Source organism: Legionella bozemanae (genome assembly GCF_001648595.1).
Classification (GTDB): domain Bacteria; phylum Pseudomonadota; class Gammaproteobacteria; order Legionellales; family Legionellaceae; genus Legionella; species Legionella bozemanae.
The window spans coordinates 26,273-47,697 of record NZ_LBAW01000019.1 but is presented as its reverse complement, the minus strand read 5'-3'; the positions used below and the strand labels follow the sequence as shown (position 1 = coordinate 47,697).

Sequence of the window (21,425 nt, the reverse complement as noted above, 5' to 3'; positions counted from 1 at the left end):
GGAGAGAGAGGCTTACATCATGCCGCCCATGCCTCCCATACCACCCATTCCGCCCATGCCGCCCATATCACCAGCAGCTTCGTCTTTCTTTGGTAAATCAGCAACCATGCACTCAGTTGTCAGCATCAAACTTGCTACAGAAGCAGCATTTTGTAATGCCATACGAGTTACTTTAGTTGGATCCAAAATACCCATGTCAACCATGTCGCCAAAATCACCAGTCGCAGCGTTGAAACCATAGTTGTCTTTGTTTTCAGATACTTTGTTTACAATGACAGAAGCTTCATAACCAGCGTTTGATACGATCTGACGCATTGGCGCTTCAATAGCACGACGTAGAATGTTGATACCCATGTTTTGGTCGTCATTGTCGCCTTTCAAAGAATCCAGAGCTTTTTGTGCACGAATTAAAGCAACACCACCACCTGCTACAATACCTTCTTCTACAGCAGCACGAGTAGCATGTAATGCATCTTCAACACGAGCTTTTTTCTCTTTCATTTCTACTTCAGTAGCAGCACCAACTTTGATCACGGCAACACCGCCAGAAAGTTTAGCAACACGCTCTTGTAACTTCTCACGATCGTAATCAGAAGTAGTTTCTTCGATTTGAGCACGAATCTGAGCAATACGGCCATTGATGTCGGTAGCTTTACCTTCGCCATCAATAATCGTAGTGTTTTCTTTGGTTACTACGATACGTTTTGCAGAACCCAAATCTTCTAAAGTAGCTTGCTCTAAGCTCTTGCCAATTTCTTCAGAAATCACTTCGCCACGAGTCAGAATTGCGATGTCTTGCAACATTGCTTTACGACGATCACCAAAGCCAGGAGCTTTAACAGCACATACTTTAACAATACCACGCATGTTGTTAACAACCAAAGTTGCCAAAGCTTCACCTTCAACATCTTCAGCAATAATCAATAATGGACGGCCTGATTTTGCAACACCTTCCAGTACAGACAACATGTCACGAATGCTGGAAATTTTCTTGTCAACTAACAGAATAAATGGATGCTCAAGCTCACAAGTCATGCTTTGTTGATTGTTGATGAAGTATGGAGAAATATAACCACGATCAAACTGCATCCCTTCAACAACAGATAATTCATTTTCAAGACCATTACCGTCTTCAACAGTAATAACGCCTTCTTTACCTACTTTATCCATAGCACTGGCAATAATAGAACCAATTGCTTCATCGGAGTTAGCAGAAATAGTACCTACTTGGGCAATTGCTTTATTGTCTTTACAAGGCTTAGACATTGCTTGTAATTTTTTAGTGATTGCAGTAACTGCCTTATCAATGCCGCGTTTCAGATCCATAGGATTCATGCCGGCAGCAATTGCTTTGTAGCCTTCAACTACAATCGCACGAGCCAATACAGTAGCTGTAGTAGTACCATCTCCAGCAGTATCAGAAGTCTTGGAAGCAACTTCTTTAACCATTTGAGCGCCCATATTCATGAAGCGTTGGTCAAATTCGATTTCTTTAGCAACAGACACACCGTCTTTAGTTACAGTAGGCGCACCATAAGCTTTCTCTAATACAACATTACGACCGCGTGGACCCATAGTCACTTGTACTGCATCCGCTAATGCATTAACACCAGCTAACATTTGTAGACGCGCATCGTCACCAAAACGTAATTCTTTAGCCATTATCTCTCTCCTAATGAAACGATTACTTCTCGATTACACCCATGATGTCGTCTTCACGCATCACAACCAGTTCTTTACCGTCGATTTTCACTTCGGTACCTGAATATTTACCAAACAGGACGATATCTCCCACTTTTACTGCTAAAGCGCGAACGTCACCGTTGTCTAATATCTTACCAGCACCAACAGCAATGATTTCACCGCGCATTGGTTTTTCAGTAGCGCTATCTGGAATAACAATACCACCCGCTGTGGTACGCTCTTCTTCCATACGACGAACAACAACTCGATCGTGTAAAGGACGAATTTTCATACTTTTATCTCCTGATTAATTAAACTTTAAAGTCAATTTGCAATGTTACTGACTGCCATATGGGGACAAGGTAAAAAGTTTCAAGGGTAAAAATAAAAAAAATTTTAGTTTTAATTTTATTCACACTCCATGATGTTCTGATATAGTTACATATATGTATTTACTCCCCGGTATTATAAAGGTTTTCAGAATGAGAAAATGGTTTTTACTGTTATTCTGCTATATAACTACATTTGCTCTATATGCAAACCCGCTTCCTGCTGCAGAAGTATTCCATGTTAATGTAAGCAAAGTTGATCCCAATACTTTTGCCATCAACTTCCAGGTAAAGCCTCATTACTTTCTTTATAGTGATCGTATTAAATTAACAACAAATACGAATGATACAATTCACTTAGGCCCTTTGCGTTTCCCACCTACAGAACAAAAAATTGACAAACAGGGGCATAAATATACTGTTTATCGTAATCAAGTTTCCATTCCTGTAGGAATTTTAGGGAATAAACCAGGAAAAGCGTTAATTGATTTGCATTATCAGGGGTGTTCTGATGATGGTTTTTGTTATGCCCCAGAAACGAAAACAATTCAGCTCTCCATAGATGATAGTTTGGCTTTAGCGCAAGTAAGCCTGGTGCAACCTCAAAATACCCAGACCACAGACACTGAAGAATCACAAAATGACAGCGTCGCTAAAATCTTTTTAAGCCACAATTGGTTTCTGATTCTGTTTACTTTTTATGGTTTTGGTTTGCTTTTATCATTCACCCCCTGCATTTTACCAATGGTTCCTGTTTTATCCGGGATTATTGTTGGCCATGGTAAAGAAATTACGACCAGCAAAGCCTTTTTTCTCTCATTAAGTTATGTGCTGAGCATGTCGATTACCTACTCAATCATCGGTGCAGTAGTTGCCTTGCTTGGAGCCAATCTGCAAATTAGTATGCAATCCCCTTGGTCCATTGGCGTGTTTAGCCTGATTTTTATTCTATTAGCCTTATCCATGTTTGGATTTTATGAATTCAAATTACCGCATTCCTGGCAGGCAAAAATACACGGTTCCAGCAATCAACGAGGCGGCCACTATCTTGGGGCTGCAATCATGGGTTGTCTCTCTACTTTGATTCTTTCACCTTGTGTTACTGCCCCATTAATTGGCGTATTAACCTACATTGCCCAAAGTGGAAATGTTCTTTTAGGATGTCTGACTTTGTTCGTTTTAGGTCTGGGGATGGGCACCCCCTTACTTCTCATCGGTACTTCCGCAGGTAGATGGTTGCCAGAGACAGGCAGCTGGATGAATACTATCAAGGCACTATTCGGCATTTTTTTTATTGCCGTTGCCATTGAGCTTATTTCTCGAATAGCCTCCCCATTAGTCAGCATGATCTTATGGGCATGCTTGCTCATTTTTTCAGGGATTTACAGTGGTGCTCTTACGTATTCTGCAACACATCGCGAAAAATTTAACCAAGGGGTGGGACTCATTTTACTCGTCTACGGTTTCTTGATTTTGGTGGGCGCCAGCATGGGAGCAACAAATCCCCTGCAACCCTTAACAATCCAATCAGCAAACGCAGCCCCTGCCAAAACACAGCAAGAGCAGAATTTACGCACTATAAAACAAGCCATAGTTGATGCTCGCGGCACGCCAGTAATGCTTGATTTTTACGCTGACTGGTGTACATCCTGTAAGATGATGGAAGCAACGACATTTAAAGATCCTCGTGTACAAAAGGCTTTGACGCGTTTTAGCGTGATTACAATTGATGTCACAAAAAATAATGCCGACAATAAAGCGTTACTCAATTATTTCCATGTTGTAGCCCCTCCCACTTTTATCTTTTTGGATGCTCAAGGCAATGAACTCAACGAGCTCAAACTGGTTGGTGAAATTTCTGCCAATAAATTTTTAAAAATTTTAAAAAAGATAGACTAACATTAATTTTGGATTCATATTTGTCTGATAATCACCATTAAGAGTCTTTCACAATTCGCCTTAGAGCCTACGTACCACGCTTCATGCGCGGGATCCAGAATGATGCCTTTGCGTACTCCCGGGTTCTTTTTAAAGCAAAATCGCTGGATACCACGCATGAAGCGACATGAAGCGCGGTACGTAGAGAAATGAACTGCCACAGACACCAAAATTATAAGAAATATTTTATTACTCTTGTTAATATGAATTACCTATAAAATGGGAAAAAATGCGCGCATCATTTCAAAGTTATTTTGCTTTAAATTGGGTCATCCTTTTACTTGCCGGCCTCCAATCTGACATTAGTCCTTTTCTAACAATTTATTTAAAAGCAGAGTTGCAATGGGATCCTGCTCAGATTGGTATTGCGCTAGGAATAATGAATTTTGCAAATATGCTCAATCAAATTCCCAGTGGGCTACTTATTGATGCATACAAAATAAAACGACTCTTATTGGTAGGAAGCTGTTTCATCTTTGCAATAAGTTGTTATCTCATCACGAAATTTCCTTATTTTTTAGCAATAATAAGTGCACAAATATTGATTGGATTGGCAACGGCAATTATGCCAAAAGCAATCGTAGCCATAACACTGGGTTTAGTCGGAACCAAGGAATTTCCCCGAAGAGAAAGCATTAATGAAACATTAGGTCATGCTGGCAATATAATTCTCGCTCTAATTATCGGTGTATGTTCTTATTTTAGTGGAAATATTTGGATTATATACTCGTATGGCATTTTTTCCCTTTTAGGAATTTTGCCAATTTTTCTGATTAGAGAAACAGATATTGATCATGATATTGCACGCCAATTAGCCCCTGTGGGTTTCGATACTGGAAAAAAGGGAATTGTCCCTCTTAAGAAAATCTTACTCTCTCGCACCAATATTATTTTCTTAATTGCTGTTTTTTTATTTCATTTTTCGAGTGCAGCACAATTGACACTAATTGGTTTGATTTTTGTTCAAGTCAGTACAAAAGCATGCTCCATTTTTATGGCAAATAGTGTCATAGTATCCCATATAATTATGATGTTCGTTTCAATTCTCTTAGTGTACTTCATTAAAAATATACCGCGTAAGCCTTTATTTTTACTTGCATTTTTATTTATTTTCATACGAGCAATTTTATTTACCTTTTCCCAAAATCCCTATTTTATTATTGCATTACAAGTTTTAGATGGGGTAAGCGGCGGCATTTTTGGCGTGATTGGCATCGTAATGATTGCAGAACTTGCGGCATATTCCGGACGGTTTAATTTTATGCTTGGATTGATGGTTCTTTGCCAAGGCGTAGCCTATGCAATTAGCAATTTTGCCAGTGGATATATTGTAAAATCATATAATTATAATATGGGCTTTTATACTTTGGCATTCTTTGCAATGATTGGCTTCATTCTCTTTTTATCGCTCATGCCCGAAACTTTAAAAAGAAATTAATGAGTTGCAAGATCCTAATTTTTTGTCCTCTCTCAACTTTTCTTCAGGTGTTTATGGCTATTTTATAAATTTTGTGAATAAAATTTGATCCATTTTTTTTATGAACTATAGTTATAAAGGCATGAGAAACATAAGAGTCGGAGATTCCGTCTAAGGATTAGATTATGGATAATCAGCTCATTGTTAAAAAAGAAGTTTCTGCTGCAATTCCTTCAAAATATGGTTCTTTTGAACTTTCGTTATTTACTACAAATCAAGATGATAAAGAGCATCTTTTACTCACATTTGGAGCAGTGCACAATGCAGATAATATTTTAGTGCGAATTCATTCAGAATGCATGACTGGGGATATTCTAGGCTCGTTACGTTGCGATTGCGGTGAACAACTGCAAATGAGTATGAGTCAAATTGCTATTGAAGGCCGCGGCATTATTATTTACCTCCGACAAGAAGGAAGAGGAATTGGCTTAATTAACAAATTGCATACCTACAATTTGCAGGATCAGGGAAAAGACACAGTCGATGCCAATCTTGCGCTAGGCCACGAAGAAGATGAGCGTTCTTATGAAGTGGCTGCTCATATTTTAAAAGAGTTACAGGTTAAATCGTTGCGATTGCTTACTAATAACCCTCAAAAAATAGAAGCACTCAATCAGCATAATTTAAACGTGACCTCAAGAGTTCCTATAAAAGGCTCTATTCATCCTCATAATGCTTTTTATTTGTTGACTAAAAAACAAAAAATGCATCATTTTTTCGAAGAAGAAGATCTTAAAGAGTTATATGAAAAATGCTCCTCTTTCTTAAAAAAGAGAAAACCTGTAGTGACCTTAGCTTATGCGCAAAGCCTGGATGGCTCCATTTCATTTCATCGGAAAAAAAGGCTTCTGCTCAGTTCCCAAGAATCTCTGGTAATGACGCATAAATTACGTTCTGAAAACGATGCAATATTGGTTGGAGTAGGTACAGTTATTGCAGATAATCCTCAATTAACGGTGCGGCACTATAAAGGGAAAAATCCACAGGTAGTCATTTTAGACAGTAAACTTCGCATTCCTTTAACCGCACGCGTTTTAAAAAACTCAAAACCTCCTATAATTTTTACAACAAACCAGGCTGATCCTGAAAAACAAAAATTGCTTGCCGAAATGAACGCAAAGATTGTGTTAGTTGATTCAACTCCTGATGGTCGTACTGATTTAAGCCAAGCTTTAGAGAAATTATTTGTCTTTGGTATTAAAACAGTGATGGTCGAAGGAGGAAGAGCCATTATCACGAGCTTTCTTAATGAAAATCATGTGGATAAAGTAATTATCACCGTAGCACCAATTTTCGTTGGTGGCGTTTCTGTTTTATCAAAAGAAATAAAGGAAAATCTTGGTTTTCCTCAATTAAAAAATGTACTTCAATATAAATTAGGCAGAGATATTATCATCATGGCAGATATAGAAAGGAATCTATCTTGAAAAATCATGTGCTTTATTTTAATCAACCAAAGCAAGTTTCCATCCTGGAAGAATCAATTCCCAAACCCAAAACGGATGAAGTGTTGATTCAAAACATTATTTCAGGGATAAGTTCAGGTACAGAAATGCTTTTTTATCGCGGCCTAATGCCAACCGAGCTATGTCTGGATGAAACAATTCTTGCGCTCAAACAGAAACAAAATTATCCATTCAAATATGGTTATTGTTCTATTGGGAAAGTAATTGAAACAGGTAATAGAAAATTAAACCATTTATTAAATCAATGGGTCTTTGTATTTAATCCACATGAAAGTTATTTTTGCGCCAAGGAAACACAAATTATTGTGTTACCGGAGCGCATATCTCCTTATGACGCACTATTTATACCCAATATGGAAACCGCAATAAACCTGGTATTAGATGGTTCTCCTTTAATCGGAGAAAATGTACTTATTTTTGGACTTGGAATTGTAGGCCTTCTCACTACGGCTTTATTGCAACAATTTCCGTTAGCCAGTCTTCTTGGCATTGATTTACATGCTAAAAGAAGAAATCTATGTATGGAGTTAGGAGCCGAACATACTTTTGATGCCTCACAATCTGATCTTCATTTGCAAGTGACCAATTACTTTAAAAATGTAAAATCAAACCCTATTGATCTGATTTATGAATTGACAGGCAATCCTGATGCACTCAATAGCGCTATTTCATTTGCTGCTTATGAAGGGCGCATCATTCTGGGATCTTGGTATGGAAGAAAACCATGTGCTATTGATTTAGGAGGCCGTTTTCATCGAAACCGAATTAAAGTCATTGCAAGTCAAGTCAGCACGATTGCCTCTGAGCTGCAAGGAAGATGGACAAAAGCTCGACGATTTGAAGTTGTTTTTAAAATGTTGGAGAAAATAAATCCGGCACGATTCATTTCTCATAAATTTCATATTACTGATGCAAATAAAGCCTATCAATTATTGGATTCTAATCCACATGATACTTTATTTATCACGTTAACCTATGGGGAGTAAATGATGCATCATTTAATGTTAAGAAAAAATTTCATTGCACAACACTTCTTGATTGGCAAAGATTTTGGCGCAGAAAATTTACGGCACTCCCACCACTATAGTTTTGAATTGGAAATTGAAAATACAAAGCTTGACCCGTTTAATTTTCTGATTGATATTGTAGAAGTCAGAGCACACATCGATCAATTAATATCCTATTTTCAGGATAAGATATTAAATGAACTTCCTGAGTTTAAAAACCAAAATCCAAGCCTCGAACTGTTTTCTAAGATTCTCTGGCAAAAATTTAATAATCACATTGAGCTCCCGGTTGACAGTCAAATCACGGTTAGATTATGGGAGGATGATATTGCTCAAGCCAGTTATCGAGAAACCAAATGCGTGTAGGATTAATTCTGTATGGCTCTCTCACTACAACTACCGGTGGATACATTTATGATTATAAGTTAGTCGAATACTTACGTGCGCATGGTGTAGTTGTTAAAATTTTTTCACAAGAGAAAAAGAATTTCTGGGGATTAATCAGAAATAATTTTTCAAAAAAACTAATCAATGAAATTATTGAATTTTCTCCTGATGTCCTTTTACAAGATGAGATGAATTTTAATTCATTATTTATTCTAAATAAGAGACTAAAAGCAATGGGAAATTTTCCAATTATAAGTATTGTTCATCTTTTACAGGCAAATGCATTGCACAATTTTTTGGTTAAATGGTTCACTAAAAAAATAGAAAGTTTATACCTTAAATCCGTCGATGGTTTTATCTTTAATAGCCTTTCCACAGAGAAATGCATTACAAAAATTATTGGAAAAAATAATAATTCATTGATTGCCTATCCTGGCAAAGATCGTCTGCAACTGGATGCTCCAAAGGATAACATTCGGTTTAAATGCAAAAAAAATAAATTCATGATTATTTTTATTGGCAACCTATTGTATAACAAGGGGCTACATATACTGCTCCAGGCTTTATCACAAATAGATTACAAATCCTGGGAATTATCCATTGTGGGTAGCCTTCATTTTGATTTGAAATATACCCGAAAAATATTCAAGATGATTACCTATTTAAAGCTGGAAGAAAATATAAAAATTCATGGGGCACTCGATATTGAATGTTTAAAAAAAGAACTTCTTTCACACCATCTGTTGGTTGTTCCTTCGTATTTTGAAAGCTATGGAATTGTTTATACAGAAGCAATGGGAGCTGGTATTCCAGTCATTGCAAGCAATACTGGAGGCGTGCCAGAAATTGTAACGGATGCGATTAATGGATTCTTGATTACTCCTGGCGATTGTACAACGCTTAGAGAGCTCATTATAAAATTAATTAAAAATCGAGAATTGCTACAAGAGATGAGTTTTTCTTCGCTTTCTGCTTACCAAAATTATCCTTCATGGAATGAAACTATGGCCAACGTGTATGCATTTTTGTGTCAGATCGCTGGATACGATTCATTGTGTAAAATCGACTAGATCCCATCTACTATTTGATTTTCAAAGAGATATTAAAGGATTATAAAATTTATTAAAGCGTATTAAAAAGAGCATTATTTAAGACTGAAAATCCTTATGTCGTTGATTCGATTTCGCCTCTAGAAAATATTTTTATCATTAATTTTCAATGGGTTATAAATTACTTTTTCATGGTGGGACAAGTAGGGCAAAAACTATTTATTTAAAAATGAGCTATTCTTTAAAGACAGAAAGATAAATTAGTAAGCAAAAATAAGAGGTATGAAATGTTTGCACAATCAGAGTCAGAATCATTTGTAAGTTTTCATTCTGTTCCGAAATGTGAGGACTTTTTCTCTCGCGAATTAATACTCACAGATAAATCGAAGGAACTATTTGAACTGGGTAGTGACGGTCAAGGTTATATTGGTTTAGTTGATTTAAAAAATTGCCAAATTCATTTAGTCCCAGCTTTCAATAAAAATGATGGTCTGGTACACGTTGATAAAAATGGAAAACGTTTTACGCAATGGTTGCAGAGTATTCAACAATTGGGTGGCAACACTGGAGATCTCCATATGCAAAGCGCTTCTATATTGCAACTAGGAGATAAAGCTGGAGCGAATGGTTTGCTGATGGGTTTTGGGTTATGGAAAGGTGGGATTGGAGTTAAATTTTTATCTGAGATGCCGGAAAGTAGTCTTAGACTTATCCCAAATGAATATTTACTTGTTAAAAATAATAATGATCAAACCTGGCAACTTATGTATGTTAATCAGAAGAGAGAAACTGAAATTATTTCTATGGAAACTATACCAGGTTTAATAGAGGCAATTAATAAATTACCCAATACAAAAAAGCCAGAACAATTAAATTATGAAGAAAGAAGAGAAGTTGAGCAGGTTCTCCGCGATAGTGATCTAGGTAAAGAAAATAAAGCTATAAAATTTCTTAAAAATCGCTCCTCCAGTCAAAATATGTTTTCATGTGCTTATGATCCAATCTATACCGTATTTTTTAATAACAGTTTAACTGCTGGTCACGGTAGTGCTCATTCACTTGCGCTGCGTCGAGAGCTTCCTTTACCAGTATTTCAAAAAATTATGGATAGTATCGGTAAACAGCTGGATATAACCGGCTTAGAAAGACTTCAAGAGTCTCCTCTTATTCCAGATGATACTAATGACAATCGACTGAGATTTCATCTTAAGATAGAAAGTGACTGGATGAAACTCCTGGAAAAATTAGCGCAGAATAATATTTTAACAAATGAAAATAAGCAGGTTATTGCAGATAATGCGAAACATGCGAAGAAAATTACTAATGCTCTTATTACCCTAGCAAAGGGAAATATCTTAACGAACGAAAATAGAGAGTTTATTACAAAACATCCTGAGTATGCTGACATCGTTTCCAATGCATTAATTCTTCTTGCTCAAGAAAATATCTTAACGAGCATAAATGGGCGGTTTATTGTGGACAACGCACCCTATGCTGAGAGAGTAAGTAAGGCGTTTATTATCCTTGCAAAAAACGAGATATTAACTGACGAAAATAAAGCGCTTATTTGTGAATATTACCCATATGCTATAGTTATTTCTAATGCCTTAGCACGTCTTGCCCAAGAAAAAATTTTGGAGAAAGAGAATAGAGACATTATTGTAAAAAATTATCAATGTGCTGAAGTTGTTTCTAATGCATTAATGTTTCTTTCTCAAAAAAAAATCTTAACAAACGAGAATAGAGATCTTATTGCTGAACATCCTCAATACGCTAGCATTCTATCCAATGCTCTTGTGAAACTTGCTGAAACAGATATTTTAAACAATGAGAATAGAGATCTTCTTGCAAAACATCCTGAACATGCTGGAAAAATTTCTAATGCTTTAGTGAAGCTTGCTAAAGCAGATATTTTAACGGATGAGAATAGAGATCTTATTGAAAAACATCCCCAACATGCTGAAAAAATTTCTGAGGCTTTAGTGCAGCTTACTCAAGAAGATATCTTAACGAACGAAAATAGAAAACGTATCGATGAAGATCCAGAAAATGCTGATTTAATCCTTCTTGTCCATCGAACATTTAATAAGAGTTGATTTAATAAATTTCAGGCATAAAGCTTTGGAAGTAAGCACCTCAAGATGAATTATCAAAGAACCTATAAGTACAGTAAAAAATGCAAAATTAAAATAACTTAAATCACCATAATCCTGTCGACAATAAGGCTTGTTAAGAGGTATAATTCGTTCACTTTTTTTACAGTTAGAGTTTTATGAATCATAAAGTAGGATTTGTTAGTCTGGGTTGTCCCAAAGCTCTGGTGGATTCAGAACGCATTATCACCCAATTGCGTGCTCAGGGATATGAATTAGTGTCCAGTTATCAAGATGCAGGTGTAGTAGTCATCAATACCTGTGGATTTATTGATAGTGCCGTTAAAGAATCGCTGGATACAATAAAAGAAGCAATGGCAGAAAACGGGCGTGTTATTGTCACAGGTTGCCTAGGTGCCAAAGCAGAGATCATTAAAGAAGTATGCCCAGATGTGCTACATATTAGTGGCGCACATGCCTATGAAGAAGTAGTCAATGCAGTCCATCAGCATTTACCTCCACCAGCAGATCCTTTTACCCAACTTATTCCCCCTCAAGGAATTAAATTAACCCCACGCCATTATGCCTACTTGAAAATATCTGAGGGATGCAATCAAAAATGTACTTTTTGCATTATTCCTACCATGCGTGGCAAATTACAAAGTTACCCAATGGCCCAAGTCTTGACTGAAGCCCAAAAGTTAAAAGATGCGGGTGTGAAGGAAATTTTAGTGATTTCTCAGGATACCAGCGCCTATGGTGTGGATACACGCTACCAACCGGTAAGCTGGAAAGGAAAAACCATTAACACACGTTTTTATGACTTATGCGAGCAACTAGGAGAGCTCGGCATTTGGATACGTCTGCATTATGTTTATCCCTATCCCCATGTAGACGAAATTATCCCTTTAATGCGAGATGGTCTTATCCTCCCGTATTTGGATATTCCATTACAACATGCCAATTCACGCGTGCTCAAAGCAATGAAACGCCCCGCAAGCAGTGAAAATACCTTATTGCGCATCGCTTCTTGGCGCGAAATTTGTCCGGATATTACTCTGCGTTCGACTTTTATTGTTGGTTTTCCCGGAGAAACAGAAGAAGAATTTGAAGAGCTGCTCGACTTCCTCGAAGAAGCACAATTAGATCGGGTAGGTTGTTTCAAATACTCTCCAGTTGAAGGAGCAAAAGCAAATGATTTAAGCGACCCGGTACCGGAAGAAGTCAAAGAAGAACGTTATCATCGCTTCATGCAATTACAAGCAGAAATTAGCCGTGATAAGCTAGAAAACAAAATTGGCAGCGTACAAAGTGTATTAATTGATGAAGTAAATCAGGAACAAATCATCGCACGCAGTCAAAGTGATGCTCCAGAAATTGATGGTCTCGTTATTTTACCGCCAACTCCTGGAGTTAAAGTGGGATCTTTTGCAAAAGTCATGATTACAGATAGTGATGATTACGATCTGTATGCTGAATTCAAATAAAGTAAGCGTTCACGTAATGGCGTCAACTTAAGCATACCTAACTCTCACGGATATACTGTAGCCTGGGTGAAACGAAGTGAAACCCGGGTTTCGGTCCTTCGGACCTTCACCCAGGCTACCTTAAGTTGATGCCATTGAGCGTTCACGCCCCATTCACCGAACGACTGCATTTGGCGCAACCTGCGCTTAAATCCAACCGTTCCCCAAGATTCAAACATACTCTCTGAACAGTTACCAAATAAATGACAGGCGAAACTCGTAATCGTTCCATTTTATTCTAAGGTAAAAGAACCATCTCTTTGTCCATCTCTTACCAAGTCGGTTCTTGATTAGGTAAGATATCGATATCTTTCTCAGAGCCAACGGTAATTGTAGGGACAGGAGGTGAATTATTCACGGGCATCATTTTGACGACCCCTGATACACACAACAGTTTGCCATAGTAGTTTGAACTTGGAATGCTTTGGGGAAGAATCATTATAAGATCAGCACCCACCATACCATCAAGGCCTGGCTCGCCGATGTTTATTCCATTAAGTCTGTTTATTGGATTACTTGCCCGTCCGCAAGCGACAACCAATTGATTAGCATAATTTTTTGCTTCACTGGATTGGATTTTACCAGGTCCATAATTAGACGGTTTCGTTGGAACTACATCGGCAAAACCTGCAAATGCACTGTAATGTACGCTGAGTAAAAATGCACAGACTCCTATTCTGTTCATGATCGAGCTCCATCCGTGATTAATTTATTTATAAAGTATACAACTAAATTAAGTATCTATCTTTCTTAGGGAACTGCATCTAATTTTTGAACATAAAAAACTCTTTTTTTCCTACTTGCCGTGCTTATGCACAGCATCCAATCGCTCGTGTATGAAAACCAGAAACATGGTTATGCAAAAGTTTTATTAAATAGTTCTTTGCACACCTTCACTATCTCCTCCTGCATGCTTCTATTATTCACAATACCTGGGCGCAATAAATTTTGATGCAATAACTGATGGTGTTTTTTGTATGCTTTCTTTAAAAAAGAGTAATATTCTTTATTTAAAACCCCTGCTAAAAACAAATGATGGAGTTGGCTTAATGTATTTGTATATCGAGCTAAGGAGGGGTCCCCTAAATGAAGTATTAAATACTGTACTAAAAATTCCAAATCTAACAAACCACCAGAAATGGGATTTCGATCTTGATGTTGTTCCATTTTGGCTCGCATCGCCAATACTTCCTGCAACAAGGTGGGTTTATCTCGTCCCAATAACACTACCGATTTTTTCAATTGCAAAAAAGCATGCCTAATTCTTGCATTTCCCGTCAAAATACGTGCTTTCAACAAAGCCTGATGCTCCCACGTCCATGCCTGATTTTTCTGATATTCAACAAAAGCATCAACATGACTCACCAATAATCCCGCTGCTCCCGAAGGTCTAAGACGGGTATCTACCGTATAAAGCACTCCAGATTGGGAACGAGTAGTCAGCATATGCAAAATTTTTTGAGTTAAACGAGTAATTAATGCTTCTTCTGATATTTTTGCCGAATGTAAGAACACCAAATCCAAATCAGAAGCGTAATTCATTTCGCGGCTACCCAACTTTCCATAAGCAATGATTGCAAAGTGTGATTTGACTTGTTCCATTTCTGGATACCGCGAACATAATTGTTCGCTGGCAATGATTAAAACCTGGCTTACAATGACTTGAGCCACATCCGACAAAAATTGTCCAATACGCACCGCATTGCAGAATCCATAAAGTTCTGCACGAGCAGCCATTAACCAGTTGGTTAGCTTAAATTGACGTAATATTTCCTCTTGCACTTCAACATCATGGTGATGCGCTAATTTTTCCATCAATAGTCTTTGTAATTGATGCAGCGACTGAGGTCGCCATTCCTGCCCCTGATCCAGCAATACTTCCAATAAAAAGGGTTGGTTTACCAGCAAAGAAGTAATAAATGGGCTTTGAGCGAACCAAAATAATAATTCAGTTAAAACCTGCGGATTCTCAGTTAATAAAGCAAGATAAGCACTACGCCCCACAATATTTTCGAGCAAATGCATCACATGTAATAAAACTTCATCCGTTTTTTCAACGTGAGTCAGCTCAGCAAGCAACATCACCATGAATCGGTCCAAACGCATTCGTGCGCCTTGTGTTAAACGTCGACAACGCGGACTATGGCGAAAGGAATGAATCATCTGATAGCAATGAGGAGCATTCGCAAAACCTAAGCTGGCCAACAAATTAATTGCCATCGTGGTTTCAACATGTCCTTGCCAAAGGCTAGCTAACTGATTCGTGAGTAATCTTTTCTCATCTTCGTAATCTTTGACTTTGCCAAGCACAGAGTGAAAAGCATAACTGATAATCCGTTGATATTTATGCAATCTGTTAATTAAATCATCCCAGGAAAAATACCCCATAGCCAAAATAATTTGTTCCTGCTTCACAGGATCTTCTGGCAAAGAGTGAGTCTGCTGATCATTTAAACTCTGGAGTGTGTTTTCGAATTTGCGTAAAAAAAGATAAGCCTGTTTTAAAGCATCAGTATGCGGTAATAATTTTTCATGTTTTAAAACAGCAAGGGCAGACAAGGCATTTTGCTCTTGTAATTGCGGCAAACGTCCCCCACGAATTAACTGAAAATTCTGAATGACAAATTCCACTTCCCTGATTCCGCCTTTACCTCGCTTGATATCATCCAAACGGGGATTTATTTGCACCTCGCGCTCTATCATGGCCTTCATGCTACGCAGCGATTCAATGACACTAAAATCGACATAACGTCGATATACAAAAGGTACAATCAATTGCTGAAACCATAGCTGTATCTCATCCACCTTTTCCGCAATGACCCGAGCCTTAACCATAGCATAGCGTTCCCAATCACGACCTTGTTCCTGGTAATAAGTTTCCATGGCTGCCAAGCTTGAAACCAGCGGACCACTGTCACCATTAGGTCGCAATCGTAAATCTACGCGAAATACAAACCCGTCCAGGGTTATATTTTGTAGGGTCTGCACAAATTGCTGCACTAATCTACTGAAATAGTGCTGATTATCGATGCGTTCTTCGCCGTCAGTTTCTCCTACAACGGTGTAAGCAAAAATAAGATCAATATCGGAAGAGTAATTCAACTCTCGGCCTCCTAGTTTTCCCATGGCCAGAGTAAATAACTCTACCTCATTTCCCTCTGCATCACGCGGAATACCATAACGTGAGGACAATCCTTGTTTACAATAAGCAAGTGCATGCAAAATCAGCGCATCAGCACAATCAGACCATGCACGCAGGATCTGCTCCGTATTGGCAATGCCTGCTATTTCAAGAAGCAATAACCGCAAAAAATGCGTATTGCGAAAATGACGTAACGCACGCCAATAAGCTGCTTGCGGCAAAATAAATGACACATTTTTCAAAATACGAAAATAATCTTCTCGTGCCATCAAAGAACAGCAGTGATCTTCCATGAGCAATGCTTTTAATAATTGAATCTGCCTGCATGCATAATCACTAATAAGGAGTAATTTGATAACACTTTCATGCAAGGGATGCTGCAAATCGGACAAATGCTTTTCAATAAACCAGGCTTTTGATTGCAATAACTCAGGGATTTCGATTTGCATAAATTTTCTTTTTTTCATTCCAAAATGAATACTCTCGTTATAATATGATCTATAAAAATCAATAACAATTGCATAAATATAAAATGATCCGATTAATTCTGACTGCATTTATTTGTTTCACTTCTTCACTTTTCGCTCAAGGTGAACCCTTAAATGTAGGGATCGAAAGTTTTGATCCTCCGTTCGTCATGCAAGGAAATCATAATCAGGTCTTTGGTTTTGATGTTGATATGATGAACAGTTTATGCAAAATCCTAAATAGAACCTGTACCTTTCATGTGATGCGCTTCAATCAATTACTCGATGCAGTTGTTAACCAAAAAATAGATGTTGCAGTCAGCTCGATAACCATTACTAGCGAACGCACAAAAATAGTCAATTTCAGCCTACCCTATCTGCAAAGCTTCTCCCGATTTTTAGAAAGAGCATCTAATACAAAAGAACCGTTTAGTCTGGACCTCTTAAATACTAAAAAAATAGGATTGGAAGAAGGCACCGTATTTTTTGACCAGCTTAGAGAGATGGGAGTAAAGAATCCTAATGTTAAGTACTATGCCGGCATTCAAGAGCAACTTGCAGCTTTAAGTGGAGGAAATGTAGATATTATTCTACTGGATAACCCAACAGCGACTTACTGGGCATCCAATTCAGCAAACACATTTAGATTAATCGGCCCACGCTATATGTATGGTTATGGTTATGGGATAGCTGTTAGCCCTGCTAATGCTGACTTATTAACAAAGCTAAACCAAGCCCTGATCCAATATCAAAATTCCGATGAGTTCAAACAAAATTATAATAAATATCTGTATCAATTCTAAGCGTGTATAAGGAAAGAACAAAATCAGGGAGGTTAAATACAGTGCACTGTATTTAGCGCTTGTTGTGAGAAAATTTTCTCACAACAAGCAAAAAATCAAATCGTTCGAATAAATATTACTATAGAGGACTTAAGTGATTACATTTGAGATCAAGATTTAATGTAATGTGTGTCCTTGGGTCAGGCAACGTGTAATGACTTGCCTTGTTATAAAATCACCCTGGCTCACGCCATACGTTGAATTAAAATGTTTTGCTAAAATGACAACCCATCCAGATAAACGGAAACTCATTTTTTTTTCCGCTTGATCGACAACAATTTCAAAAAGACCTAACGTATCACTCTCACGCTCACTAGCGTATTCTTCCATAATCACACGGGCGGTTTGTAAATCTTTGTCTCTGGTAGGCCAGTTTTGACTCATATTATTCTCCCTACAAAGCAGGTCTCTGTAATTTCTCCGGATCTGTTTCCATTGCCACTATCTTGGCCAAACTGGCCTAATTTTCTGTGCTGCTATGCTCACATACTACGTGTATGCTATGCGTCGGTTCTCGAAATCAGACCATTTTAGCTTAAGCTAGCAGAGGTAAACAATCCCCATTATCTTGAGATAAGTTTCAAAATTACAAGAGCAGAAATAGAAACATATTGTCTCATATTTTGACCAAATTCTCAAGATGCAAGAACCCAGCGAGACATCCGCTTCAGCGTGTTAAAAACAATTAAATACCATACTCTTTGCTTAACATCGTAGAATGTTTTTTCAAGACAGCATATGATATACCTACTTATCCAAATTTAAAAATTACTGTATGACTTATCATATTTTACCCTCAATTTTATCTGCAGATCTTACTTGTCTAGGTGATGAAGTAGAATCCGTTATGAATGCAGGAGCAGATTATATTCATTTTGATGTTATGGATAATCATTATGTACCCAATTTAACGTTTGGCCCTGCTTTCTGTGAGGCCTTACGCAAACGTTTTCCGAAGCTCCCTATTGATGTTCATCTCATGATCAATCCAGTTGATACACTGATTGAAGCATTCGCAAAAGCAGGAGCAAAGCGAATTAGTATTCATCCCGATGCCACCATACATGTGGACCGCAGTTTAAAACTCATCAAAGATTTAGGGTGTGAAGCGGGTCTTGTATTAAATCCGGCCACACCAATTGAAGTATTAACCTGGTGTGCTCATAAACTCGACTTTGTCCTAATCATGACTGTAAATCCCGGATTTGGAGGACAAAAAATTATCACTGAAATTATTGATAAAATACCCCAAGTCCGCAAACTCTATCCCCAACTCGACCTTTGTGTCGATGGTGGTGTGACCATAGATAATATTGCTACTTTGGCACGTGCTGGTGCAAACCAATTTGTGGCTGGTGCTGCCGTATTCAATAGTAAAAATTACAAAGAAACAATTGATGCCATGCGGAGACAATTAGCAACCATCAAAGAACATTAATTAAGAAAAGTTATGAAAAAATTTATTTTCTTCTTATGTGCATTTATTAATTTCCAGACTTGCTTCGCCCTTTCGGGAGAACAATATATGGAACGTTTTAATAACTATTTGTCTTTTAGTCAAAACTTACCTACTGCGACACCCAGTCCACCATTCTTGGAGTTCATTAGCGGAACCACTCCTTTATCGACCAAATTACGCGAAAAATGGCTGTATGAATTAGCAAAAAGCAAGGATTGGACTCGTTTTAGCCAATATTATCAATCTTCTAATGATCTCAATCTCGTGTGTTATGAGCAAATTGCAAATTACAATACAGGAAAGCAACAAGAAGCATTAAAAGCATCCATTCCACTATGGCTAAGTGGTGATTCAAGACCCCCCTCCTGCAACAGTTTGTTTGACTTGCTTTTGAAAGATAATAATTTTGATCAAAACTTAATTACTCAACGAATCGCCCTTGCTTTAGAGCGACGCAATATTCAATTAGCCCGCTATTTGTTGACGAAATACAAAAAACCTCATCCATTAGAGCTGAATGCTTTAAATGCTGTTTATCAAAATCCTGGGAATATCAGCAAGCTAAACCCGGGTGAATTAAACGATGACATCTATCTTTACGGCCTGAAGCGTATGGTTTCAATTAATATGGATAAAGCGCTTAAGTTATGGCAGCAAAGCAAAACCACCAAAATACTGAGCCAAGCACAACAGCAAGCTTTTTTAGCTCATGTAGCTCTTTATAAAGCCATGCGCAATCATGAAGATGCGTTAGAGTGGTTCACCAAAGTAAAGTCACAATACTACAATGATGTGTTATTGGATTGGCAAATACGCTTTGCTTTAAAACGAAAAAACTGGGCACAAGTCACCGCATTAATTAATGATTCAAAACATAAAGATGAACCCTGTTGGCAATATTGGTTAGCACGTTCTTTAGAAGCGCAAGGGAATAAAGCAGACGCACAAGCACTTTATGAATCTCTGGCAAAAAATAGACAGTATTATGGGTTTCTTGCAAGCCTTCATCTCAATAAAAAGCCCAGTTTTGCCAATGAAACTCCTACAACAAATCTGGATGTATTGAAACCCTATCAGGCTTTCATTGATCAAATCCAAACACTTTACATGACCAAGCAAACGCTGCAAGCCTCACGGCTGCTCAATGATTTCATCAGTGAATTGCCTAAAGACGAGGCAAGTGCTTTGGTCTATTGGATAGATCAGAAATTACAATGGCATGGTAAATCAGTTTATTTAAGCAATAATGAGACTCTAAATAATCAACTTTCATTAAGATTTCCCTTGGCATATAAAGACAGCGTCTCGCTTTATTCTAAAAAATATGCGGTTGCTCCAGAATTTATTTACGCCATCATTCGTCAGGAAAGCGGATTCAGAGACGACGCAACTTCTTCTGTGGGAGCTCGAGGTTTAATGCAAGTCATGCCTTATACAGCAAGAGTAGTCTCACAAACCGATAAGATTCCTTATAATGATCAAAAGCAATTGTTCTTGTCGCAAAAGAACATCAATATCGGAGTTGCTTATTTAAAACAACTTGCAAAACGATTCGATAATCATCCCATACTTATCGCTGCAGCATACAATGCAGGACCAAAACAGGTAGTTTATTGGTTAAAAACGCACCCCCCTAAAGAAATTGATGTATGGATAGAGACCCTTCCCTGGCAAGAAACACGTAACTACTTAAAAAACATTATGGCTTTCTATATGGTTTATCAATACCGTTTGGGTCAAAAGCCCAATCTAGAAAATTTTCTGGAGCCACTATAGATTTATATCCTGGACGCTTGCAACCAGGGTTTTATTAGAATGTACTCCAATGGATCCAGCTGTAAGCTGCTGCCTCTTAGATCACATCCCGGCCCTACACCCCGCGACTTGTTCCTGAGCGATCCACGCGAAATTTACCCCCTGCATACCCGCGCATAAAGCGCAGTACGTAGAACGTTGAGTATATTTCATTTAAAAACATAAAGTTACGTTCAAGTTTTGCGTGGATCGCTCAGAATTTGTCCGCGGGGTCCAATGTTTTAGGGCAGATCTCCTGGATCCAGTGGACAAGCCGTAATATCTGGACTAGTTTTTCAGCGATGTGTATAAGATTCAACTGTAAGAGCCAAGCTGTATTTCCCCAAGAAATAGATCAAATAATTATCTTTTTGTTCTATAATTAGACAAATTAACTGAAAAGGCAATACATTGAATTTCCTGTATGCCTAAAGGCGATTTTTATGATAAAAGTTACCTGTTTTATTAGCTTGGGAATGATACTTCTACTAACAGGATGTGGTACACCATCAGCTTATGTAGTGGGTACAACATATGAACCAATCCATTACACTTATGCTCCTGGGTATAATCCACAGCAAGTAGCTTATCCAGATGTGCCAGTAGATGCAAATACATCTATAGACAGTGAAGCCGTTGTCGAGCAAGAAAATGCGATTAATGCAATGAATGATTCGATTGCAGCAGCCCAACAGCAAAAAGAGGCAGCTCAACAGCAAGTAATTATACAACAGTTTAATGCGCTACCAAGCTTGTAAAAAATATA

The 21,425-nt window shown here is 37.8% G+C and carries 17 protein-coding genes; 12 read left to right on the top strand and 5 right to left on the bottom strand.

The features are described from left to right. Positions 1–12 precede the first annotated feature (12 nt). Positions 13–1,662 carry a chaperonin GroEL gene (groL, locus tag A8O27_RS13560; RefSeq protein WP_058459690.1) on the bottom strand — a complete coding sequence of 550 codons (1,650 nt, stop codon included), beginning with the start codon at positions 1,660–1,662 and terminating at the stop codon, positions 13–15. 22 nt (positions 1,663–1,684) lie between these two features. Next, on the bottom strand, positions 1,685–1,975 hold the full coding sequence (groES, locus tag A8O27_RS13555) for a co-chaperone GroES (protein WP_058459691.1): 291 nt from the start codon (positions 1,973–1,975) through the stop codon (positions 1,685–1,687). Between the two features lie 190 nt (positions 1,976–2,165). Between groES and dsbD the strand changes: the two genes are divergently transcribed. The 8 genes from dsbD to rimO all read left to right on the top strand — a co-directional run bounded on the left by dsbD (position 2,166) and on the right by rimO (position 12,916). Beyond that, positions 2,166–3,911 carry a protein-disulfide reductase DsbD gene (dsbD, locus tag A8O27_RS13550; RefSeq protein ID WP_058459692.1) on the top strand — a complete coding sequence of 582 codons (1,746 nt, stop codon included), beginning with the start codon at positions 2,166–2,168 and terminating at the stop codon, positions 3,909–3,911. Between the two features lie 268 nt (positions 3,912–4,179). Then, a complete protein-coding gene (locus A8O27_RS13545) occupies positions 4,180–5,388 on the top strand; it encodes an MFS transporter (protein ID WP_058459693.1) in 1,209 nt (402 codons plus the stop codon). A 164-nt stretch (positions 5,389–5,552) separates the two neighbouring features. Further along, positions 5,553–6,854 (top strand): GTP cyclohydrolase II, encoded by a 1,302-nt coding sequence (ribA, locus tag A8O27_RS13540; RefSeq protein ID WP_058459694.1) that lies wholly within the window; start codon positions 5,553–5,555, stop codon positions 6,852–6,854. Then, positions 6,851–7,879, top strand: coding sequence for a zinc-dependent alcohol dehydrogenase (locus tag A8O27_RS13535; protein ID WP_058459695.1), 1,029 nt, complete (start codon positions 6,851–6,853; stop codon positions 7,877–7,879). The genes ribA and A8O27_RS13535 overlap by 4 nt, the downstream gene beginning before the upstream one ends. Beyond that, positions 7,880–8,266, top strand: coding sequence for a 6-pyruvoyl trahydropterin synthase family protein (locus A8O27_RS13530; RefSeq protein WP_235810528.1), 387 nt, complete (start codon positions 7,880–7,882; stop codon positions 8,264–8,266). Next, complete coding sequence (locus A8O27_RS13525) at positions 8,257–9,357, top strand: glycosyltransferase family 4 protein (protein WP_058459696.1); 1,101 nt, start codon at positions 8,257–8,259, stop codon at positions 9,355–9,357. The genes A8O27_RS13530 and A8O27_RS13525 overlap by 10 nt, the downstream gene beginning before the upstream one ends. Positions 9,358–9,623: 266 nt before the next feature. Then, a complete protein-coding gene (locus A8O27_RS13520) occupies positions 9,624–11,432 on the top strand; it encodes a hypothetical protein (protein ID WP_058459697.1) in 1,809 nt (602 codons plus the stop codon). A 176-nt stretch (positions 11,433–11,608) separates the two neighbouring features. Then, positions 11,609–12,916: a 30S ribosomal protein S12 methylthiotransferase RimO gene (gene rimO, locus A8O27_RS13515; protein WP_058459698.1), complete on the top strand. Its 1,308-nt coding sequence runs from the start codon at positions 11,609–11,611 to the stop codon at positions 12,914–12,916. A 310-nt stretch (positions 12,917–13,226) separates the two neighbouring features. Here rimO and A8O27_RS13510 read toward each other — a convergent pair whose 3' ends face one another. Then, positions 13,227–13,640 carry a hypothetical protein gene (locus tag A8O27_RS13510; protein WP_058459699.1) on the bottom strand — a complete coding sequence of 138 codons (414 nt, stop codon included), beginning with the start codon at positions 13,638–13,640 and terminating at the stop codon, positions 13,227–13,229. A gap of 170 nt (positions 13,641–13,810) precedes the next feature. Continuing rightward, on the bottom strand, positions 13,811–16,546 hold the full coding sequence (gene glnE / locus A8O27_RS13505; protein ID WP_235810529.1) for a bifunctional [glutamate--ammonia ligase]-adenylyl-L-tyrosine phosphorylase/[glutamate--ammonia-ligase] adenylyltransferase: 2,736 nt from the start codon (positions 16,544–16,546) through the stop codon (positions 13,811–13,813). Between the two features lie 83 nt (positions 16,547–16,629). On the opposite strand from glnE, the gene A8O27_RS13500 reads away from it, so the two are divergent. Beyond that, positions 16,630–17,367 (top strand): transporter substrate-binding domain-containing protein, encoded by a 738-nt coding sequence (locus A8O27_RS13500; protein WP_058459700.1) that lies wholly within the window; start codon positions 16,630–16,632, stop codon positions 17,365–17,367. A gap of 156 nt (positions 17,368–17,523) precedes the next feature. On the opposite strand, the gene A8O27_RS13495 is transcribed toward A8O27_RS13500, so the two are convergent. Beyond that, the gene (locus A8O27_RS13495; protein ID WP_058388603.1) at positions 17,524–17,790 is read right to left on the bottom strand and encodes a hypothetical protein; all 267 of its coding nucleotides are present in this window, start codon (positions 17,788–17,790) and stop codon (positions 17,524–17,526) included. 391 nt (positions 17,791–18,181) lie between these two features. On the opposite strand from A8O27_RS13495, the gene rpe reads away from it, so the two are divergent. The 3 genes from rpe to A8O27_RS13480 all read left to right on the top strand — a co-directional run bounded on the left by rpe (position 18,182) and on the right by A8O27_RS13480 (position 21,417). Beyond that, on the top strand, positions 18,182–18,844 hold the full coding sequence (gene rpe, locus A8O27_RS13490) for a ribulose-phosphate 3-epimerase (protein WP_058459701.1): 663 nt from the start codon (positions 18,182–18,184) through the stop codon (positions 18,842–18,844). 12 nt (positions 18,845–18,856) lie between these two features. Next, entirely contained in the window at positions 18,857–20,641 is a 1,785-nt protein-coding gene (locus A8O27_RS13485; protein ID WP_058459702.1) for a transglycosylase SLT domain-containing protein, read from the top strand. A gap of 461 nt (positions 20,642–21,102) precedes the next feature. Then, on the top strand, positions 21,103–21,417 hold the full coding sequence (locus tag A8O27_RS13480) for a hypothetical protein (protein ID WP_058459703.1): 315 nt from the start codon (positions 21,103–21,105) through the stop codon (positions 21,415–21,417). The last annotated feature ends 8 nt before the right edge of the window (positions 21,418–21,425 follow it).

Bases quoted from the DNA above. Each gene is read 5' to 3' on its own strand.
- glnE (WP_235810529.1), bottom strand. From the start codon at position 16,546: ATGCAAATCGAAATCCCTGAGTTATTGCAATCAAAAGCCTGGTTTATT.
- A8O27_RS13480 (WP_058459703.1), top strand. From the start codon at position 21,103: ATGATAAAAGTTACCTGTTTTATTAGCTTGGGAATGATACTTCTACTA.
- A8O27_RS13495 (WP_058388603.1), bottom strand. From the start codon at position 17,790: ATGAGTCAAAACTGGCCTACCAGAGACAAAGATTTACAAACCGCCCGT.
- A8O27_RS13510 (WP_058459699.1), bottom strand. From the start codon at position 13,640: ATGAACAGAATAGGAGTCTGTGCATTTTTACTCAGCGTACATTACAGT.
- A8O27_RS13530 (WP_235810528.1), top strand. From the start codon at position 7,880: ATGATGCATCATTTAATGTTAAGAAAAAATTTCATTGCACAACACTTC.
- rpe (WP_058459701.1), top strand. From the start codon at position 18,182: ATGACTTATCATATTTTACCCTCAATTTTATCTGCAGATCTTACTTGT.
- dsbD (WP_058459692.1), top strand. From the start codon at position 2,166: ATGAGAAAATGGTTTTTACTGTTATTCTGCTATATAACTACATTTGCT.
- A8O27_RS13545 (WP_058459693.1), top strand. From the start codon at position 4,180: ATGCGCGCATCATTTCAAAGTTATTTTGCTTTAAATTGGGTCATCCTT.
- ribA (WP_058459694.1), top strand. From the start codon at position 5,553: ATGGATAATCAGCTCATTGTTAAAAAAGAAGTTTCTGCTGCAATTCCT.
- groL (WP_058459690.1), bottom strand. From the start codon at position 1,662: ATGGCTAAAGAATTACGTTTTGGTGACGATGCGCGTCTACAAATGTTA.
- A8O27_RS13485 (WP_058459702.1), top strand. From the start codon at position 18,857: ATGAAAAAATTTATTTTCTTCTTATGTGCATTTATTAATTTCCAGACT.
- A8O27_RS13520 (WP_058459697.1), top strand. From the start codon at position 9,624: ATGTTTGCACAATCAGAGTCAGAATCATTTGTAAGTTTTCATTCTGTT.
- A8O27_RS13500 (WP_058459700.1), top strand. From the start codon at position 16,630: ATGATCCGATTAATTCTGACTGCATTTATTTGTTTCACTTCTTCACTT.
- rimO (WP_058459698.1), top strand. From the start codon at position 11,609: ATGAATCATAAAGTAGGATTTGTTAGTCTGGGTTGTCCCAAAGCTCTG.
- groES (WP_058459691.1), bottom strand. From the start codon at position 1,975: ATGAAAATTCGTCCTTTACACGATCGAGTTGTTGTTCGTCGTATGGAA.
- A8O27_RS13525 (WP_058459696.1), top strand. From the start codon at position 8,257: ATGCGTGTAGGATTAATTCTGTATGGCTCTCTCACTACAACTACCGGT.